The sequence below is a fragment of the Mesorhizobium sp. CNPSo 4670 genome (assembly GCF_057784235.1).
In genome coordinates this window covers 66,181-85,012 of record NZ_JBWJFQ010000005.1, presented here as the reverse complement: position 1 = coordinate 85,012, position 18,832 = coordinate 66,181, and the positions used below count along the sequence as shown (strand labels likewise).

Below are 18,832 nucleotides of genomic sequence, written 5' to 3'. Positions count from 1 at the left end.
GGGCTCCTTGTAACGGATGGAGTCATGATCGCTATTTGGCAAGCTGTCATTTAAAAAAGACATGTGCCCGCGCGGAACCTCGATCCGCGCTAACGCGTTGTGACGCAGCCTTGTGCGGGCTTTCGAAGAGGGGTCGAAATGTCAGGCCAGAACGGTCGTGCCGTCTCCAGTCGGCAGTATCCTTGCGAGAACTGCCCGTTGCGGCCGTTACCGGTCTTCCGCGACTTCGAAAAGCAGGAACTGGCCTTCATCAGTAAATTCAAGAAGGGGGAGCTCGCCGTCGACAAGGGCGCCACGGTCCTGGTGGAGGGAAGCCACAGTGCCCATCTCTACACCGTGCTCTCCGGCTGGGCGTTCCGCTACAAGCTGTTACTGGATGGGCGCCGCCAGATCCTCAACTATCTCATGCCCGGCGATCTGATCGGCCTGCAGGGCAGCGTGATGGGCGAAATGCAGCATTCCGTCGAGGCCCTGTCGCCGATGCTGCTATGCGTTTTCGAACGCGAGTCTCTCCACGAACTCTACCGCAACCATCCCGGGCTGGCCTACGACATCACCTGGATCGCATCGCGCGAAGAGCGCATGCTGGACGAGAATCTGCTCAGCCTCGGGCGGCGCAGCGCCATCGAGCGCGCCGCCTATCTTATCGCCTTCATCGGCAGCCGGGCCAAGGTCGTTGGCCTGAATGGCAAGCAATCTGTCCAGATACCGATCACCCAACAACACATCGCCGACACGCTCGGCCTGTCGCTGGTCCATACCAACAAGACGATCCGCAAGCTGATGGACCGAAAGCTGATTGTCTGGCGCGACGGCGGTTGCGAGGTCACCGATAATGAAGGGCTCAAGCAACTCGCCGGCTGGGAAGGGCTGGGCGAGGCGCGCCGGCCGCTGATCTGACGAAACGCCTTTTTCAGCGCCAGCGGATCGGGTGCACACGCAAGCGTTTTCGGCTACTTTGTTCCCTGATGCCGGAACCTTGAGACATGCGGCGCGTTTGAAATCAAGCAATCACAAGGAGTTAAGCAATGGCAACTGCCGCAGGAAAGACCGCAACCGAAAGCCCGTCGAATTCAGATCTCGAAGCCGATATCAGGCAATTGAAGGCCGATATCGACAAGCTTACCAAGCAGTTGGCCAAGACCGGCGAGCATGGCTACGGCACCGCGCGGCGTGCGGCTACGGAAGGGGTCGAGCAATTGCGTGCGCAGGGCGAAGCAGCCTTTGACAGCCTGCGCGGCAATGCCAAGGATATCGAAGAGCAGATAATGGCGAGCGTACGCGAAAAGCCGGTGACGTCACTGGCGATCGCCGCCGGCGTCGGCTTCCTCTTCGCGCTCCTCGCGCGTCGCTAGTCGCATTCCAGATGGGAATGCTCGCATCCCTGATTGCAGGTCTGGCATCGGGCGAAACCGCCGCCGCCATGCGCCGGGCGCGCACGGCGGCAATCGTTTATGGGCTCGCCATATCAGTGGCGCTCTGCGGCCTCGGCTTTCTGGTCGGGGCAGCCTATATCTGGACGGCAAGTCGCTACGGGTCGCTTGCCGCCGCGCTGGGCTTTGGCGCCGGTTTCCTGCTGCTTGCCGGGCTAATCCTGCTGATTTTCCAGATATCCGCAGGCTCACGTGCCCGGCGCCGGGCACAACAGCGCAATGCCGACATGAAAGCGATCGGCATCACCGCGGCGCTTGCCGTGCTGCCGGCGCTGCTCAAGGGCAAGGGCGGTCTCGGCGTCATTCTGGGTCCTGCCGTGGCGCTGGCTGCCTACGCCATCTACCGCGAAAACGTGAAACCAGACGATCCGGAAGAAGACGAGCGGAAGTAAGGTCGGTTCTCTCTTTGACCATGATCTCTTCCGAAAACCGGCTTCAACCTTGCGTCGCGGCCTTTTGGTTCGGCATCATGGCTTTTCACTCGGCAGATCTTCCAGCGGCATCGATATTTCGGCAAACACGCCTTCCGGCCGGAACTCATGGGTTACTTCGCTTGAAATGACCTTGGCAAGGCTGCGTCGGATGAGGATCGAGCCGAAGCCGTGTCGCTCCGGCGGGGCGACTTGCGGGCCGCCGCTTTCGCGCCAGGTCAGCACGAGGCGTCGGGTCCCCTTTCTGCCTTTCGTCCTCCAGCCGAGATCAACCTTGCCTGACGCCACCGACAGCGAGCCATATTGCAGTGCATTGCTTGCCAGTTCATGCAGGATCAGGCCAAGGCCGACAGCCTGGTCTGGCGACAGCAACAACTCGTCGCCGGAGATCGTCATGCGCGGCTGGTCGGCGGTGTCGAAAGGCCTGACCTCGATCTGGACGAGTTCACGGATGCCGATGCCGCGCCACTCGCGGTCGGACAACAGATTGTGGGCGATGCCCAGGGCCTGAAGCCGGGCACCAAAGGCTTCCAGGAACTCGCTCGGCTGGCGGGCATGGCGCACGGTCTGCGTCGCCAGTGCCTGGACGGTCGCCAGCGTGTTCTTGACGCGGTGGTTGAGCTCGCGCAGCAGCAGCCGTTGCCGCTCGTCGCCAAGCTTGCGCTCGGAGATGTCGTAGTTGACGCCGAAGATCAGGGTCGGCTTGCCGTCGCCGTCGCGCTCGATGACGCGGCCGCGCGTGGCGAGCCAGCGCGGCGGATGAAAGCCCTTCACCCGGTATTCGCCGAAATAGTCGTCGCTGCCGGTCAAGGCATCGCGAAAGCGGGTTTCGGTCTGGTAGACGTCGCGAGGATCGATGGCGGTGAGGATGTCGCGCGCCCGCAGCCGGTTCGAGCGCGGCAGGTTGAACAGCTCCGACAGTAAGGTATCGCATTCGATGATGTCGGTGCGGATGTCCCATGCCCAGCTGGCGAGCGAAGCTGCGTCGAGCGCAATGGCGCGCCGCTTTTCCTCACGCACCAGTGCTGCTTCGGCGATAGCGCCGCTGCGGGTCGCATCCTTCAAGGTGAACAGGCTGCCGGCGAGGCCGGCGAGCGCCTTCAACTGCTCGAGCATGGCGCTAGACGGAAAGGCATGCGGCTTGCGATCGAGCACGCACAGCGTGCCGATGCGGGCCCCAGCCACGATCATCGGCGCGCCGGCGTAGAAGCGGAGATGATGCTTGCCGGTGACCAGCGGGTTGGCCTTGAAGCGTGGGTCCGTCGTGGCGTCCGCCACCACCATCGGCTCGTCGCCGGCGGCAATCGCATGGGCGCAGAAGGAGATGTCGGTCGCGGTTTCGGTCTCGTCCAGACCGACACAGGATTTGAACCATTGGCGCTTGTGGTCGACGAGCGTCACCAAGGCGATCGGAACCTGCATAGCCGCCGCGGCAAGGCTGCTTATGCGGTCGAAATCCGGATCGGCCGCCGTATCCAACGCCTCCAGACCGTGCAGCACGGCCAGCCGGTCCTCGTCCTCGACCGCGCGCGCTACTTCGGCCGGCAGATTCGGCACTGTTTCCGCCTTGCTGTTCACCCAAGTCCCCAATGGCCCGTCCCGGCCTTCGCTGCATCTCGCACCTGCCGGCTCATGACCACCCGGCTTCCCCGGAACCATCCCAGCGAGGAACCGTTACCCGACCGTGTTTTGCCGACCGTGGCAGTTGGCGTAATGCCAGACAAGGACCGATCATGACCAAGATCATCCCCGAAAACAAAGCGCGACAGGGAGGTTGGGGTTGGCACGGCTTGCGTATCCTGATTGCCGCGCTGCTTCTGGCCTTCGCTGCCTGGGGCATCGCCGAAATCTATGGTGAAATGGCCAGGACGCCGGCGACAGAACAAGGAAGCGCGCCAGGCGGCTAGATTTTCGGCCTTCATCGTTCGAGATCGCATCAGGCAGCCTTCGCCTCTGCGATGCGGGCCGGCACCAGGACATTCAGTGCGCCAGGCCGGATTTCGATCGTCGTCTCACGGTCAAGCCGGACCAGTTCACCGTCGATGACGGCGCGGAACTTGCTGCTGCCCGAATGGATTTTCAGGACCGTTCGGTCAGCTTGATGGATTTCCACGTGTTCGTTGTCGCGCCATTTTCCGCGCGCCATGTTGAAGAAGAATTTGACCAGTTCCGCACGCTGCTGCGCCACCGTGACATAGACGCCAAGCACGCCGCCCGCCGGGTTGTCGGCGTAGGGCAGGTGGCCTTCGCCGAACAGATTGTTGGTGATGCCGATGCCGGTGATGCGGGCCGCCATCTCGGCGTTGCCGATGCTGAGCGTCACGTTCATCGCCGGTGGATTGTTGATCGTCGCCCAGGCCGCCTTGGCCGAGGCGCCGATCTTTCCCAGACGTGAACCGAATTCCATTTTCTGGCGCAGCTGCACCATCTTTGCATGCATGCCGATCGAGAACTGATGAACGAAGGGCCGGCCGTTTGCCGTGGCCACGTCGACTGCGATGATTTCGCCATCGGCGAAGGATTTCAGCGCGGCATCGAGGGATTGCGGAATACCCAGTCCGCGTGCGAACAGATTCATCGTGCCGGCCGGCAATATGGCAAGCGCCTTCCTGGTGCCCATCAGCCGAGCGGCCGCGGCGGAAATGGTTCCATCACCGCCGCCGGCCAGCACGACATCGACAGCGCGTCGCGATGCAGCGCCATCGAGCGTCTCCACCACGTCCTTGCCGGCAACAACATCAATGCTGAGGGAGTGGCCTGCCGTCTCCAGGGTCTGGCGCATCCTGTCGGAAAAGGCGGCAAGGTCCGTTGTGCGCAAGGTGCCGCCGTCCCGGTTCAGCACCGCAGCAAATTTCATGCCCCGCTCCGCCATTCCATCACGATACGGCCGGGATAGACCCAGCCACGGGCTGAAACGCGACCAAGCGGGAAAGGTTCCGTTTTTGAGAAATCGCCGGCGCTTCCCCGCTTCTTGGCTTCGCCACGACGCGAAGTGTTTTGTCGGAACAACAGCATGGTCACGACGTTGTGAAGAAGATGCCGCGTCCGAACCTCCTCAGCGACGGTTCAACCGGGCGCGGCGCGTACGAAATCACCCACGAGGAGAGATCATCATGACCCGCAACCTCTTAGCCACGACCGCACTCGCAGCGCTGGTCGCGACCGGGGCCTATGCGCAGAATGCGACATCCCCGGCGCCCGCCCAGACCCCCGCAGTTCAGGAGCCAGCCGCCGCTCCGGTGCGCACCGAAGGCAGCATCGTCACCAACATCATCGGTGAAACCGTCTACAACGGCACCGGCGACGATGCCGAGAACATCGGCAAGGTCAGCGATGTCGTCTTTGACAAGGATGGCCAGGCCAAGTCCGTAGTCATCGGCGTTGGCGGTTTTCTGGGTGTCGGAGCGAAGAATGTCGCTTTCGAATACGACAAGCTGCAATGGGCCGAAAGGAACGGCGACCGCTGGCTGGTTGCCCAGACGACCAAGGACGAACTGACGGCGCAGCCGGAGTTCGACAGCAAGCCCTATGCGCCTGCTCCGGCGCCGGTCGCATCGACGGATGCAAACGCTCCGGCATCCGCGCCGGCTGACACCGCGCAGACACCCGTCGACATGAATGCTGCGCCGGCCGAACCGGTGAAGCGCGCCGACGGCAATCTCGCCACCAACATCATTGGCGAAACCGTCTACAACGGCACCGGCGATGACGCGCAGAACATAGGCAGCGTCAACGACATCGTGCTGACGAAGGAAGGCAAGGCCGAGTCGCTTGTCATCGGCGTCGGCGGGTTCCTCGGCCTTGGCGCCAAGAATGTCACCTATGACTTCGGCAAGGCCCAGTGGGCGGAGAAAAACGGCGACCGCTGGCTGGTGGCCCAGACCACCAAGGAGGAGCTTCAGGCGCAGCCGGATTTCAACCGCAAGGCCTATGATCCGGCACCGGCAACGACGGCTTCCAATGAGCCGGCTGCAACCGCACCGGCTGCTGCACCGTCCGATGCCACGGCTCCTGCCGTCGCACCGGCTGACAAGACGGCTGAGGCTCCTGCTGCTTCGACACCCGATGCCTCGGCACCCGACCAGACCCAGACGGCGGCAATCGACAAGTCGACCTTGACCGAGATGCCTGTCGGCGAGATTCGCGCCGACGACCTGAAGGGCACGACCGTCTACGGCGCCAATGATGCCAAGGTTGGCGAAATCGGTGACGTCGTGCTGGCGCCCGACAACAAGACTGACGCTGTGATCGTCAACGTCGGCGGCTTCCTCGGCATTGGCGAGAAGGAAGTCGCGGTCGGCATGGATAATCTCAAATTCATGACCGACAAGGATGGCAGGAAGTACCTGTACACGACCTTCACCAAGGAACAGCTCGAGGCTCAAACTGCTTACGACAAGGGCAGCTATACGGAGAAGCGTGACCAGCAGCGCATGATCGTACAGTAGGATAGTAGGGCAGCAGTAGGGCAGTAGGGCAGTAGGGCAGTAGGGTGCGGCGCATCCAGGCCTACCGCCCTACTGCCTTGATCCCCTGCTAGCATGGCCGGCAACGCCATGCTCGGTCAGTTCGGCCAATGCCAACGACTGGTCGAGATGTTCAGCCCGCCAGGCAAGCAGCCTTTCGGCGAACTCCAGCCGCACGGCCAGGTGGGCCGGATCGGCGGCGAGGTCGTTCAATTCGCCCGGATCGCTTTCCAGGTCGAACAGCAGCGGCGGCAAGTTACCGCCGAAATGCACATATTTGAATTTTTCCGTGCGGATGACGGCGAGATTGCATTGGCGTGAGGCGATGCCGAAATGCCGTTCGGCTTCGCCCTCGGCAATCGAGCGGAAATCGAACTCCCAATGCGCGGCATCGCGCCACGCCGCATTGCTCCCGCCGCTCAGAAACGGCTTCAACGAGCATCCGTCGAGATGCGGTTGTGGGGCTTCGCCGAGCAGGTCGAGAAGCGTCGGCAAAATGTCCACCGCTTCGGTGAACCGATCGACACTGCCGCCGGCAGCCTTGCCGTGACGCGGGTCGCGGATGATCAGCGGAATGTGGTAGCTGCCGTCGAAATAGCCGCCCTTGCCCAGCATGAAATGGTCGCCCATCATCTCGGCGTGGTCCGAGGTCAGCACGATGATGGTGTCGTCCCACGTGCCCGCGGCCTTGACCGCTTGCCAGATACGGCCGAGCTGCGCGTCGACCTCCGAGATCATGCCGTAGTAGATCGCGCGGATGCGGCGAAAGTCGTCGCCGCTCCAATCATGCACCTTGCCACTGGCGTCGGGGCGGAACTTGGCCTGCTTCTGCCGGCCGAGATCATAGCCGAGATAGGGATGGCTCTCCGCTTCTGCCTGCCAGTTCGCTGCACGGTGGAAGGCAGGACCGGCAGCTGGATCATACAAATTGTTGTACGGCTCGGGCGCGATGAAGGGCGGGTGCGGGCTGATGAAGGAAAGATGGGCAAACCATGGCACATCGTTCTCCTGCTCGCTGAGCCAGCGCGTGAATTCGCCGGTCAGAAAGGAGGATGGGGTTTCGTCCTTCGAATAAACGGGCGGTGCGTTGCTGACGCCGGCCTCGGCCTTGCCGCCTTCGTTCACCGGGCGATGGATATTCGGCGATCCGGCGCCGGTATCGATGCCCCGCTGCTTGAGCCAGGACAGCCACTGCTTCTGATGCTCGGGCAGCAACTGGCGCACCGTGAATCCAGGCAGCACGCCTTCATAGCTTTGCAGCCGTGGGTCACCCGGCGCCAGCAGGCGCGGGTCGAGCGATATGTCGGTGTAGCCGAACAGCGTCGGATCATAGCCGAGCCTCCGGGCATGCAGCGCGATGTTGCCGTGACGGGCGTCGAGCGGCGTGCCGTTGCGGCAGACGCGGTTGTTCATCTGGTAGAGGCCGGTGTAGAGGCAGGCGCGGGCCGGCGAGCAAGGTGCCGCACCACCATAGTGCCGTTTGAACAGCACACCCTCGGCGGCCAGCGCGTCGGCATTCGGCGTCTTCACAACCGGATGGCCGGCAGCCGACAGGCAATCACCGCGCCACTGGTCGCATGTGATCAGAAGAACATTCGGGCGCCTGGCTTTTCCGGTCACTCGCGATACCCTTATCCTCTATGGTCGAACGCCGCCCATGGAACCGAATTCCGGCGACGGCGCAAGCCTGCCATGTTCGTCAGTTGGTGAACAAAGGCATTTTGGTTGTTCACTATTAAAGCACAGTCCATTCTGTGTTTGCCGCCTTTGCCGCAGGCGGTGGTGTCCTCATATAGGCGTGGACAGCGGCTAGGGCCGCAGAAGCACCAAGGGAAGGAGCAAGACCATGCTCGATCAGATCAAGGGCCTCCATCACGTCACCTCGATGGCCAGGGATGCACGGCAGAACAACGATTTCTTCACCAGGAAACTCGGCCAGCGCCGGGTCAAGAAGACCGTCAATTTCGATGCGCCTGACGTTTACCATCTCTACTATGGCGACGAGGCCGGCACGCCGGGTTCGGTGATGACCTATTTTCCGTTTCCCAACATTGGCAAGGGCCGTCATGGCGTCGGTGAAGTCGGCACCACGGTCTACTCCGTGCCGGAAGGCACGCTCGCTTATTGGGAAAAGCGTTTTGCCGATGAAGGCGTCTCGGGCCTGTCGCGCGACGAGACATTCGGCGAGAAGCGCCTGGCCTTTGCCGGACCGGACGGCGATGGTTTCGCCCTGGTCGAGGACAAGGCCGACGCCAGAAAGCCATGGGCGAAAGGCGGCATCCCCACCGATGAGGCGATCCGCGGCTTTCACTCCGTGTCGCTCAGGCTGAAGGATGGCGGCGCCACCGAGGAGCTGCTGAAGTTCATGGGCTACGAGGAGATCGACAAGTCGGGAAATGTCCGGCGGCTGGCGGTGAAGAACGGCAATGGCGCCGACGTCGTCGACATCGAATCGTTCCCGGGTGCCGCTTTCGCCGATCTCGGCGCGGGCTCCGTCCACCATGTCGCCTTCGCCGTCGAGAACCGCGCCAAGCAGCTCGAAGTCCGCAAGGCGCTGATGGACACCGGCTATCAGGTGACGCCGGTGATCGACCGCGATTATTTCTGGGCGATCTATTTCCGCACGCCGGGTGGCGTGCTGTTCGAAGTCGCCACCAACGAACCGGGTTTCGATCGCGATGAGGATACCGCTCATCTCGGTGAGGCGCTGAAGCTGCCAACGCAGCACCAGCACCTGCGGCCCTATCTCGAACAGCATTTGCAGAAGCTGGAAGGCTGAGACCATGAGCAAGGACGCTTACACTTACAAGGTGCTGCCCGGTTCGCCGGGCGGTCCGCTGCTCTTCGTCTTCCACGGCACCGGGGGCGATGAAAACCAGCTTCTATCGCTGGGGCGCGATCTCTCGCCCCAGGCAACCATCATCTCGCCGCGCGGCGATGTGGCGGAGCATGGTGCGGCGCGCTTCTTCCGCCGCACCGGCGAGGGCGTCTACGACATGGGCGATCTGGCGCGGGCAACGGACAAGATGGCCGGCTTCATCAGGGCTCATATCGAGGCGGCGAAGCCGTCATCCGTGTTCGGCCTCGGCTATTCCAACGGCGCCAACATCCTGGCCTCGGTGGTGTTCGCCGCGCCGGCGATGTTCGATGCCACGGCGCTGATGCATCCGCTGATCCCGTTCGAACCTGAGATCAACGGCAGTCTCGCCGGCCGTCACATTCTCGTGACCGCCGGCAGGCGTGATCCAATCTGTCCGCCGAACCTGACCACGCGGCTTGAAGCCTATTTGCGTGCCGACGGTGCCGATGTCACAGTGGCGTGGCATGAAGGCGGGCACGAGGTGCGGCCAAACGAGATCGAGGCGGCACAGCATCTCTTTGCCGGTGCCATCCAGGGAGCATAGCGATGCCGGACCAACTGCCTGAAATCGAACTGGAAGATCGCGGTTCCAAGGGTCGCTATGTCCTGCGCGGGCCAGAGGGCGCCGAGGCCGAGATGACCTTCACCAAGATCGGCGAGCACCAGATCATCATCGACCATACGGAAGTGCCGGACGTCTTCCGCGGTCAGGGTGCCGGGCTTCGGCTCGTCACCCGCGCCGTCGAGGATGCGCGCGCGGCGGGCAAGAAGATCATCCCGCTTTGCCCGTTCGCGAACGCCCAGTTCCGCCGCCACCACGAGTGGGCAGACGTGCTGAAGCAGTAGGATCGGCCGGCATTTCGTCGATCGAAACGGGCGCGACATCAGGCTGTCGTCCCGCTTCGATGGCTTTGGCATTTGCACGGGTAGCGCATCTTGCCTAAGTGGATATGATCTATCGCAGCCACCGCGCCGACAAACGAACCGAATGATTCCCCAATGACCGAATCCGACCTCGTTCCCGTCTTCGACGGCCACAACGACACGTTGCTCAGACTCTACCAGTCAAAAGACACGGATGTCGAAAAGTTGTTCATCGAGGGGAAATCGGGCGGCCATGTCGACCTGCCGCGCGCGAAAGCCGGTGGCTTTGCCGGCGGCATGTTCGCCATCTTTCCGCCGCCTGTCGAGAAAACCAGGCGCAGCGCCGTGCCACTGGCGCCGAGCGATGCCGAGCCGCTGCCGCCAGAGGTTCCGCGCGCCGATGCGTTGACCTCGACGATCGCGATGGCCTCGATCCTGTTCAGGCTGGAACGAGCCGGGGGGCTCACCGTCTGCCGCAGTGCCGGCGATGTCCGCAACGCCATGGCGCAAGGCTCGATTGCGGCGGTATTCCATATCGAAGGGGTCGAGGCGATCGATCCCGAGCTCACAATGCTCGACGTGTTGCATGCCGCCGGCCTGCGCTCGCTCGGCATCGTCTGGAGCCGGCCGAACGCCTTCGGCCACGGCGTGCCGTTCCGCTTTCCGTCCTCGCCCGACACCGGCCCCGGGCTGACCGATGCCGGCAAGGCGCTGGTCAAGGCGTGCAACCAGCTGAAGATCATGATCGACCTGTCGCATCTCAACGAGAAGGGCTTTCGCGATGTCGCAGCGCTCAGCGATGCGCCGCTGGTCGCCACCCATTCCAACGTGCACGCGATCTGCGGCCATTCGCGCAACCTCACCGACTGGCAGCTCGGCGCGATCCGCGAATCCGGCGGCATGGTCGGGCTGAACTTCGCCACCGGATTCCTGCGTGAGGACGGCCGCATGAATGCGGATACCAGTCTCGACATCATGGTTCGCCACGTCGATTCGCTGCTGCAGGCGCTGGGCGAGGACGGTGTCGGCCTCGGCTCGGATTTCGACGGCGCCATGATCCCGGCCGTCATCGGCGATGTCGCCGGCTTGCCGAAGCTGATCGATGCATTGGCGGCGCGCGGTTTCGGCCGCGCGCTGATCGAAAAGATCGCCTATCGCAACTGGCTCAGCATGCTGGAGAGAACCATCGGGTAGAAGACCTATTCGAAACCCATGCGCTTGAGCCAGTCCTTGCCGACACCGCGATCGCGGATGATCGGCAACGGATCTTCCGAATCGAGCCTTGCGCAGATGCGGTACACCTCGAGCGTCTCGGCGCTCATCTCGCCGCCCTTGTAGAAGAACATGGCGGCGGCATAGCGCGTGCGGCCCGACCATTTCTCGCCGAGCGGCGTGTTGACCAGCTCCCATTGCTCGGCGGCTTCCCCATCTTCTTCCTGCTTGCCGGCTTCGTCGGTCATGGTCAGAAATCCGCCGGCGGATTGGCGGTGCGGCGGTCGAGCTTGATGAAGGGCCGCGCCACCACCTTGGCCCGCTTCATCAGCTTCTGATACTGCAGCTCGCGCATGGCGTAGATCTCGACCCAGAGGTCCTCGACCATGGTATCACCGTACGGTCGCGCCAGCGAGGCGATGGCGATGTTGCGCTTAGCCATTGGCGACCACATGGCGGCGCTGACCAGGCCGACTTCCTGGCTTTTCTTGTGGTAGACGATGGCATGTTCGGCGGGGATGTTGCCCTCGATCTCCAGCCCTACCAGCACATGGCGCAGCTTGCGTTTTGCCCTGGCGTCGAGGATGGCGCGGCGACCGTTGAAATGACCTTTCTCCAGATCGATCATGAAGCCGAGGCCGATCTCGTCCGGCATGCGCAAGCGGTCGGCGCGGATGGCGTGCTCGGCGGTGGTGAAATCCGCATTGGCGACGATCAATCCGGCCTCGAGCCGGGCGCGATTGAGCGCGGTGTAGCCGATGGCGCGGATGCCGCGCAGTTGGCCTGATGTCATCAACCGGTCCCACAGGCTGAGCGCCCTGTCGGCCGAGACGAACAGTTCATAGCCGAGATCGCCGGTGAAGCCGGTGCGCGAAATGCCGACGCTGCCGCCATCATGAGGAAAATCGGCGAGGTCGAATATTTTGAGCTTCTCGACGCCGGCGAAGCCGGCATCACGAAGCACCGCGAAGGAGGTCGGCCCTTGCAGCGCGAGCCCGGCGACAGCCTCGGTCTCCTCCTCGATCGTCACATCGAAACCGATCGCGCTGTCGAGCAGCCATGGCAGATGCCGCTCCTGCGAACACAGCCGAAAGCGTGTCGGCGACAAGCGGAACAGCGTGCCGTCATCGAGGACGAAGCCCTCGTCGTCGCACCACGCCGTGTAGTGGACACGGCCGGGTTTCAGCTTGGTGACATCGCGCAAGGTGACGCGGTCGAGCAAGGCTTCGGCATCCGGCCCTTCGATCCGGTATTTGGTCATTGGCGAAATGTCGAACAGCGCCGCCTGGCTCCGGATGGCGAAGTATTCGAGTTCCTCGTCCCACAGCGAATGCGGGGCGCGGTAGCCGGCCCAATTGTACCAGTCCTGGGTTTTTGCCAGCGCGTCGATGCGCGGCTGGAACGGCGTGCCGAGCCGCAGCGTGCGGAAATGGTCCTGCGCAGCGATGCGGGCGGAAACGGCCGCGTTTACTGTCTTCGAGACTAGCTTCTTCCTGGTTGGCTGGGCCATGGCCTACCCCTTCATCGCGATGATGCGCCGCGCGGCGTTGAGGCCGGGAGCGCCGGAGACGCCGCCGCCGGGATGAGAGCCGGCTCCGGCCAGGAACAGCCCTTCGAGCGGTGTGTCATAACCCGACCAGCCGGACACCGGTCGCGAGATCAGCATCTGGTCGGCCTGCAATTCGCCGTGGTGCCACTGGCCGCCCGGCATGCGGTAGCGCGTTTCGATATCGGCCGGCGTCAAAAGCTCGGCGTGCACCACGCTTTTGCCGATGCCAGGCGCATAGGCTTCGAGCTGAGCCATGATCGCCTTGAGGAATTTCGGCTTGCCAGCATCCCAGCCCTCTTTCAGCGCGTAGGGCGCGTATTGCACGACCGCCGACAGCACGCAGGCGCCGCTGGGCGCGAGCGACGGGTCGGCAAGGCTGGGCAATGTGATCTCCATCACCGGCTCGGGTGAGAATTCGCCATATTTGGACGGGTTGAAAGCGCGCTCGACATGGTCGGGCGAGGGCGCGATCACCAGGCGGCCCTTGTGGCCGGCGGCATCGACACCTTTGAATTGCGGGGGCCGGACGAGCGCCAGATTGAGCTTGGCCGCATCGCCTTTCATGCGAATGTTCTTCACCTTGCGCACAAAGCCGGTATCGATCTCGCGCGGTCCGACAAGGTCGAGGAAGGTGGTCGCCGGATTGATGGCCGAAATGATCGTCCTGGCACGCAGCACCTCGCCAGTGTCGAGCGCGACACCAACTGCACGGCCTTTCTCGACGATGATCCTCGCCACCGGCGTCGACGTGCGGACGGTAACGCCGGCTTTTTCCGCTGCGGCGCGGATGGCAGCGACAACCGCGCCCATGCCGCCTTGCGGCAGCATCTGCGCGCCGACCGCACCGCCGGTCTCGCCGGCCAGCCGGTAGTAGAGGCCGAGCAATGAGGTTGGCGAGCGGGGGCCGAGATGGCTGCCCAGCGTCGCGTCGAAGGCGAGCAGCCCCTTCAGCCTGATATCGGCCAGCTGTTCGTCGAGCAGGTCGGCAACGTTCATCAAGAGCACGCGCAGGAAGTCGCGCATGTCTTCCTTGCCCAGTTTCTTCAGCGCCAGCGCGGCCTGGCCGAGCGAGGCGGTCTCGAGCAGCGACATGCCGGCGAGATCGGGCGGGCGGCGGGACAGGAACGGCTTCAATACACCGGCATAGCGCAGCAACTGCGCGCGCAATTCCTTCCAGGCCGCCTGCTCGGACGAACTGGCGCCGGTCAGCACCTCGCCATAGGCGCCATGCAGGACCAGTGGCGGGCCGTCCCTCGACAGCGCAACCGACGGCATGAAGTCGGCACGCGCGAATTGCAGCCCGTGCCTGTCCAGCTCCAGCGCCTTGACCACATCGGGATGCAGCCGATTCAGCAGATGGGCGATTGACGAGACGCGAAAGCCCGGTGCGAATTCCTCGGTGCGCGCGGCGCCACCGACTTCGCTTCCGGCTTCCAGCACCAGCACATTGCGGCCGGCCTTGGCCAGCGTGGCCGCGGCGACGAGGCCGTTGTGGCCGCCGCCAATGACGATTGTCTCAGATGACGTCATGGGCAGCACTCATATGCGAGGTCGATTTGGCGAGGTCGCGCAGGATTTCCGCGGCGGCATTGCGGCCGGGCGCACCCATGACGCCGCCGCCGGGATGGGTCGAGGAGCCGCAGATATAGAGGCCGCCGACCGGCGAGCGGTACTGCGCGTAACCTGGAACTGGGCGGTTGAACAAAAGCTGGTCGAAGGTCAGTTCGCCCTGGAAGATGTTGCCTTCGGTGAGGCCGACCTCGGCTTCGATCTCGCGCGGCGTGCGCACTTCCATATGAACGATGCGATCGCGAAAGCCGGGCGAGTACTCTGCGATCTGCGAAATCACGCTTTCGGCGAAGCCGTCGCGGTCGGCATCGGTCCATTCTCGACCGCCGATCTTCGGTGGTGCGTATTGCACGAAGCAGCTCATGAAGTGCTTGCCGGGCGGCGCCATGGTCGGGTCGAGCGTCGTTGGAATGACCATGTCGAGGAAGGGGTCAGCCGACCAGCGCCCGGCCTTCCAGTCGTCATAGGCGCGCTCCATGCGCTCCACCGAATCGGTGAAATGCATGTCACCGCGATAGACCGGCGAATCCTTCGGCAGCGCCGGGAATTCCGGCAGCGAGTCAAGGGCGATATTGACCTTGCCGGACGAGCCGCGGATCTTGAAGTTCCTGACCCGGCGCAGGAAGATGTCGGGCAGTTCCTTTTCCTCGACCAGCTTCAGGAAGGTCCGCTTCACGTCGGCATTGGAGACGACGAGCTTGCCATAGATCTCCTCGCCGCCAGCCAGCACAACGCCCTTGGCCTTGCCCCTGCCGATCAGCACATGGTCGACCTCAGCACCGGTGCGGATGGTGCCGCCCGAGGCCTTGAACGACGCGGCCAGCGCCTTGGTGACCGCGCCCATGCCGCCGCGCGCATAACCCCAGGCGCCGACTGAGCCATCGACCTCGCCCATATAGTGATGCAGCAGCACGTAGGCGGTGCCGGGCGACATCGGCCCGAGCGCGGTGCCGATGATGCCGGACAATGCGAAGTTCGCCTTGATGACGTCGGTCTCGAAATATTCGTCGAGGAACTCCGAGATCGACATGGTCCAGAAGCGCAGCGTCAACGCCATTTCCTGCGCCGACAGGCCGGCGAATTTCTTGCCGAGATAGAGAAGCTCGCCGAGGTCACGCGGCCGCAGGCTGGTCGGGTCGGGCGCGGTACGCATCAACAGCGGCTGGATGAAACGGCACTGCCGCGTCACGTCGCGGGCGTAGCGGTCATAGGCTTCGGCGTCGCGTATCGAGAAGCGGGCGAACTCGCGCCGGTGGGCATCGTGGTCGCGGTAGTTGGCGAGGTAGTCACCGTCGCGCGTGAACACCGCGCCACCCTCATAGGAGATGACCTGCAGTCCGAAGCGCGGCAATTCGAGGTCGCGCATGATCTCGGGGCGAAAGAGCGAGCAGACATAGGAGCAGTTGGAATAGAGGAAGCCCGGCGTCAATTCCCGGCTGGTGGCGGCACCGCCGACCCAGTCGTTCTTCTCGATCACCAGCACGTCGAGGCCGGCGCGCTGCAGATAGCAGGCGTTGACCAGGCCGTTGTGTCCGCCGCCGATGATGATCGCATCCCAAGCTTTCATTTTGGCCCAGTCTTCCCGTGCGACCCGCTCTTCATTTTTGCGTGATCTGTTCCCGAATGCGCGGAATTTGGCATGGCAGCCGCCATTTTGTCCAGCCATATTGAATGAATGTTCAACAAATGGTGTTGCGTTTTGCTCTGTATGCGCTACGCTTTGCCGACAATCGAAAGTGCTCAAATCGGCTGATGGGGCCGAGGTGCGATGATCGAAACGGCAGCAGCCGAGCCGGAGTATGACGACACCGCCATCCGCTTCCTCGAGGCGCTGTGGGGCGACGGCTACCTGTCGCCCGCCGGGCCGGAAGAGGTCGACCGGGTGGTCGAAGGGCTCTCGCTCCGGGGCAAGACGATCCTCGACATCGGCTGCGGCTCGGGCGGCATCACGCTGCATCTGGTCGAGCGCCATGGCGCTGCCCGCGCCACCGGCTTCGATGTCGAACAGCCGGTGATCGAGACAGCTCGGCGCCGCGCCGCCGCGCGTGGGCTCACGGATCGTGTCAGCTTCATCCAGGCGCCACCGGGCTCGCTGCCTTTCGCCGACCATTCCTTCGATGTCGTCTTCTCCAAGGATGCGTTGCTGCATGTGCCCGACAAGGATGCCCTGTTCGCCGAAATCTTCCGCGTACTGAAGCCGGGCGGTGTCTTTGCCGCCTCCAACTGGATGATCTCGCATGACGGCGAACCGTCGCCCGAGATGAAGGCCTACATCGCCGCCGAAGGCCTGTCCTTCGCCATGGCATCGCCCTCCCGCTATGCGCAGGCGATGCGCCGGGCCGGCTTTGCCGATGTCACCATCAGGGACCGCAATCCCTGGTACCGCGATGTCGCGCGCGGCGAGCTGGAAAGGCTGAAAGGGCCGCTCTATCCGACGGTCGCGGCTGTGGTCGGCGCAGCCTATGTCGACAAGAACATCCGAACCTGGGAAGCCATGCAGAAGGTGCTTGACAGTGGCGAACACCGTCCCACTCATCTTCGCGGTCGGAAGCCGGTTGGATAGCCGGCGATGCTGGAGACCATCAGACCCATGAAGACGGCAGACGCCAGGGACGCCCTCCTTGAACCAATGCGGAAAACTGAATCCGAGAAGCGCGGACGCAAGGCCTCGAAGGAGGTCAGGCAGCTTCAGCTCATCGAGGCGACGATCGATTCACTGGCCAAGCGCGGCTATTCGGAGACGACGATGGCCGATGTCGCCGACGGCGCTGGCCTGTCGCGCGGCATCGTCAATTTCCATTTCGAGAGCAAGGAAAAACTGCTCATAGCGACCTTGCAGCATATGTATGACGAGTACTCGGCGCATTGGCGCAATGCCCTGCAGAAGGCCGGCGATGATCCGGCTCGGCAACTCCAGGCGCTGGTCGCGGCCGATTTCGATCGTTCGATCTGCAACAAGCGCAAGCTCGCCGCCTGGTGCGCCTTCTGGGGCGAGGCCAAGTCGCGGCCGACCTATCAGGCGCTGAGCAGTGCCCGCGATGCCGTCTACCAAAACATCTTCATCGACCTTTGCGCGGCGCTGAAGCAGAGCGGCGACTATGCCTATGAGCCGCAGGTCATGGCGCTGGCACTCAGTGCCATGACCGAAGGGTTGTGGCTGCGGCTGATGATGGGCACCGAGGACACCACCCGTGAAACCGCCTTGCAGGCGGCCAATGAATTCCTGTCGGCGGCATTCCCCAAACACTATCCGTGGAAGGCGGCCGGCGCGGCGAAACCATAAGAAAACCACAGAGGATGGAACAGCAATGAAGACACTGACAAGACGCCTGACACTGACCCTGGTGCTGGCCGGAACGTTGGCGGCGTCGGCCGCCGCACTTGCGGTCGCCGCCGACAAGGACTTGATCGTGTTCGACTGGTCCGGCTACGAAGACCCCAGCTTCCACCCGAAGTATGTCGAGAAGAACGGCGACTCGCCAACCTTCGCCTTCTTCGGCGACGAGGACGAGGCGTTCGAGAAGGTTCGCTCCGGCTTCAAGGCCGACCTCGGCCATCCCTGCTCGCAGAGCGTGGTGAAATGGCGCGAGGCGGGCCTCTTGCAGCCGCTCGACACGTCGAAGATCACGGGCTGGAAGGACCTCAATCCCGGCATCATGGCGATGAAGGATCTTGCCACCACCCCGGACGGCAAGGCGTGGTTCATGCCTTGGGATTGGGGCAACACCCAGCTCACCTACAACACCTCCAAGATCGACGCCAAGGACGTACAATCGCTAAAGGCCTTCGCCGACCCCAAGTTCAAGGGACGGGTGTCGATCGGCGACAATGTCGACGACGCCTATGCGCTGGCGAGCCTCGCCATCGGCCTCAAGGACTGGACCAAGATGACCGACGACCAGTTCAAGCAGGCTTCGGATTTCCTGCGCCAGGTGCACAAGAACGTGCGCTCCTACTGGACCGACACCACCGACGTCGTGCAGTTGCTGAGCGGTGGCGAGGTCGACCTCGCCTGGGCATGGAATGACGCGACGGTACAGTCGGTTGCCGCCGGTGTGCCGATCATGTCCAAGAAGGACACCGACGAAGGCATTTCGACCTGGGTCTGCGGCTACGTGCTGTTCAAGGACGCGCCCGGCAATGTCGACAAGGCCTATGACTATCTGAACGCCGTCAACGATCCGGAGACCGCCAAGGTGCTGGTCAAGGACTGGGGCTATGGCCAGGCCAATGCCAAGGGCATGGCCGGCGTCGATCAGGCGGTGCTGAAGGAAAAGGGCTATGACGACGTGCAGAAATTCGTCGACAAGACGCTGTTCCAGTCGCCGGTTCCTTCCGAACTCAAGCTCAAGATGATCGCCGAATTCGAGAAGATCAAAGCCGGCTATTGAGCCTGTCTCGCCGGTCCGTCCGCCCGTCGACATGGCGGGCGGACAGGCTCGCCAAAG

19 protein-coding genes are annotated in these 18,832 nt (G+C 63.2%); 12 read left to right on the top strand and 7 right to left on the bottom strand.

The genetic code is table 11. The features are described 5' to 3' along the window. Positions 1 to 138: 138 nt before the first annotated feature. The 3 genes from AC0ZT5_RS11220 (at position 139) to AC0ZT5_RS11210 (ending at position 1,825) form a co-directional block, all read left to right on the top strand. Entirely contained in the window at positions 139 to 900 is a 762-nt protein-coding gene (locus tag AC0ZT5_RS11220) for a Crp/Fnr family transcriptional regulator (protein WP_488496510.1), read from the top strand. A gap of 128 nt (positions 901 to 1,028) precedes the next feature. Beyond that, positions 1,029 to 1,355, top strand: a complete 327-nt coding sequence (locus AC0ZT5_RS11215) for an ElaB/YgaM/YqjD family protein (RefSeq protein ID WP_488496509.1) — start codon at positions 1,029 to 1,031, stop codon at positions 1,353 to 1,355. Positions 1,356 to 1,366: 11 nt separating this feature from the next. Beyond that, entirely contained in the window at positions 1,367 to 1,825 is a 459-nt protein-coding gene (locus tag AC0ZT5_RS11210) for a hypothetical protein (protein WP_488496508.1), read from the top strand. 75 nt (positions 1,826 to 1,900) lie between these two features. Here the strand turns inward: AC0ZT5_RS11210 and AC0ZT5_RS11205 are convergent, their stop codons facing one another. Continuing rightward, complete coding sequence (locus AC0ZT5_RS11205) at positions 1,901 to 3,421, bottom strand: sensor histidine kinase (protein ID WP_488496507.1); 1,521 nt, start codon at positions 3,419 to 3,421, stop codon at positions 1,901 to 1,903. Between the two features lie 176 nt (positions 3,422 to 3,597). Between AC0ZT5_RS11205 and AC0ZT5_RS11200 the strand changes: the two genes are divergently transcribed. Continuing rightward, positions 3,598 to 3,771, top strand: a complete 174-nt coding sequence (locus tag AC0ZT5_RS11200; RefSeq protein WP_477285122.1) for a hypothetical protein — start codon at positions 3,598 to 3,600, stop codon at positions 3,769 to 3,771. A 29-nt stretch (positions 3,772 to 3,800) separates the two neighbouring features. Here AC0ZT5_RS11200 and AC0ZT5_RS11195 read toward each other — a convergent pair whose 3' ends face one another. Continuing rightward, on the bottom strand, positions 3,801 to 4,721 hold the full coding sequence (locus AC0ZT5_RS11195) for a diacylglycerol/lipid kinase family protein (protein WP_477285124.1): 921 nt from the start codon (positions 4,719 to 4,721) through the stop codon (positions 3,801 to 3,803). Between the two features lie 256 nt (positions 4,722 to 4,977). Here AC0ZT5_RS11195 and AC0ZT5_RS11190 point away from each other — a divergent pair, with 256 nt between their 5' ends. Further along, complete coding sequence (locus tag AC0ZT5_RS11190; protein ID WP_488496506.1) at positions 4,978 to 6,312, top strand: PRC-barrel domain-containing protein; 1,335 nt, start codon at positions 4,978 to 4,980, stop codon at positions 6,310 to 6,312. Between the two features lie 69 nt (positions 6,313 to 6,381). On the opposite strand, the gene AC0ZT5_RS11185 is transcribed toward AC0ZT5_RS11190, so the two are convergent. Continuing rightward, the gene (locus AC0ZT5_RS11185) at positions 6,382 to 7,950 is read right to left on the bottom strand and encodes an alkaline phosphatase family protein (RefSeq protein ID WP_488496505.1); all 1,569 of its coding nucleotides are present in this window, start codon (positions 7,948 to 7,950) and stop codon (positions 6,382 to 6,384) included. A gap of 226 nt (positions 7,951 to 8,176) precedes the next feature. On the opposite strand from AC0ZT5_RS11185, the gene AC0ZT5_RS11180 reads away from it, so the two are divergent. From AC0ZT5_RS11180 to AC0ZT5_RS11165, 4 genes are all read left to right on the top strand, one after another. Next, positions 8,177 to 9,109, top strand: a complete 933-nt coding sequence (locus AC0ZT5_RS11180) for a VOC family protein (protein ID WP_488496504.1) — start codon at positions 8,177 to 8,179, stop codon at positions 9,107 to 9,109. 4 nt (positions 9,110 to 9,113) lie between these two features. Next, complete coding sequence (locus AC0ZT5_RS11175; RefSeq protein ID WP_488496503.1) at positions 9,114 to 9,734, top strand: alpha/beta hydrolase; 621 nt, start codon at positions 9,114 to 9,116, stop codon at positions 9,732 to 9,734. 2 nt (positions 9,735 to 9,736) lie between these two features. After that, positions 9,737 to 10,036 carry a GNAT family N-acetyltransferase gene (locus AC0ZT5_RS11170; RefSeq protein WP_488496502.1) on the top strand — a complete coding sequence of 100 codons (300 nt, stop codon included), beginning with the start codon at positions 9,737 to 9,739 and terminating at the stop codon, positions 10,034 to 10,036. A gap of 153 nt (positions 10,037 to 10,189) precedes the next feature. After that, entirely contained in the window at positions 10,190 to 11,248 is a 1,059-nt protein-coding gene (locus AC0ZT5_RS11165; protein WP_488496501.1) for a dipeptidase, read from the top strand. 5 nt (positions 11,249 to 11,253) lie between these two features. On the opposite strand, the gene AC0ZT5_RS11160 is transcribed toward AC0ZT5_RS11165, so the two are convergent. Genes AC0ZT5_RS11160 through AC0ZT5_RS11145 form a run of 4 tightly spaced genes read right to left on the bottom strand, consistent with a single transcriptional unit; the run spans position 11,254 to position 15,951 of the window. Next, positions 11,254 to 11,514 (bottom strand): hypothetical protein, encoded by a 261-nt coding sequence (locus AC0ZT5_RS11160; protein ID WP_488496500.1) that lies wholly within the window; start codon positions 11,512 to 11,514, stop codon positions 11,254 to 11,256. A 2-nt stretch (positions 11,515 to 11,516) separates the two neighbouring features. Further along, on the bottom strand, positions 11,517 to 12,776 hold the full coding sequence (locus AC0ZT5_RS11155) for an aminomethyl transferase family protein (protein WP_488496499.1): 1,260 nt from the start codon (positions 12,774 to 12,776) through the stop codon (positions 11,517 to 11,519). 3 nt (positions 12,777 to 12,779) lie between these two features. Beyond that, on the bottom strand, positions 12,780 to 14,345 hold the full coding sequence (locus AC0ZT5_RS11150; RefSeq protein ID WP_488496498.1) for a phytoene desaturase family protein: 1,566 nt from the start codon (positions 14,343 to 14,345) through the stop codon (positions 12,780 to 12,782). Then, a complete protein-coding gene (locus AC0ZT5_RS11145) occupies positions 14,332 to 15,951 on the bottom strand; it encodes a phytoene desaturase family protein (protein ID WP_488496497.1) in 1,620 nt (539 codons plus the stop codon). Before AC0ZT5_RS11145 ends, AC0ZT5_RS11150 begins: the two co-directional genes overlap by 14 nt. A gap of 201 nt (positions 15,952 to 16,152) precedes the next feature. Here AC0ZT5_RS11145 and AC0ZT5_RS11140 point away from each other — a divergent pair, with 201 nt between their 5' ends. Genes AC0ZT5_RS11140 through AC0ZT5_RS11130 form a run of 3 tightly spaced genes read left to right on the top strand, consistent with a single transcriptional unit; the run spans position 16,153 to position 18,775 of the window. Further along, positions 16,153 to 16,947 carry a class I SAM-dependent methyltransferase gene (locus AC0ZT5_RS11140; protein ID WP_488496496.1) on the top strand — a complete coding sequence of 265 codons (795 nt, stop codon included), beginning with the start codon at positions 16,153 to 16,155 and terminating at the stop codon, positions 16,945 to 16,947. Between the two features lie 27 nt (positions 16,948 to 16,974). Then, a complete protein-coding gene (gene betI, locus AC0ZT5_RS11135; RefSeq protein WP_477285146.1) occupies positions 16,975 to 17,667 on the top strand; it encodes a transcriptional regulator BetI in 693 nt (230 codons plus the stop codon). A gap of 25 nt (positions 17,668 to 17,692) precedes the next feature. Then, complete coding sequence (locus AC0ZT5_RS11130; RefSeq protein ID WP_488496495.1) at positions 17,693 to 18,775, top strand: ABC transporter substrate-binding protein; 1,083 nt, start codon at positions 17,693 to 17,695, stop codon at positions 18,773 to 18,775. The last annotated feature ends 57 nt before the right edge of the window (positions 18,776 to 18,832 follow it).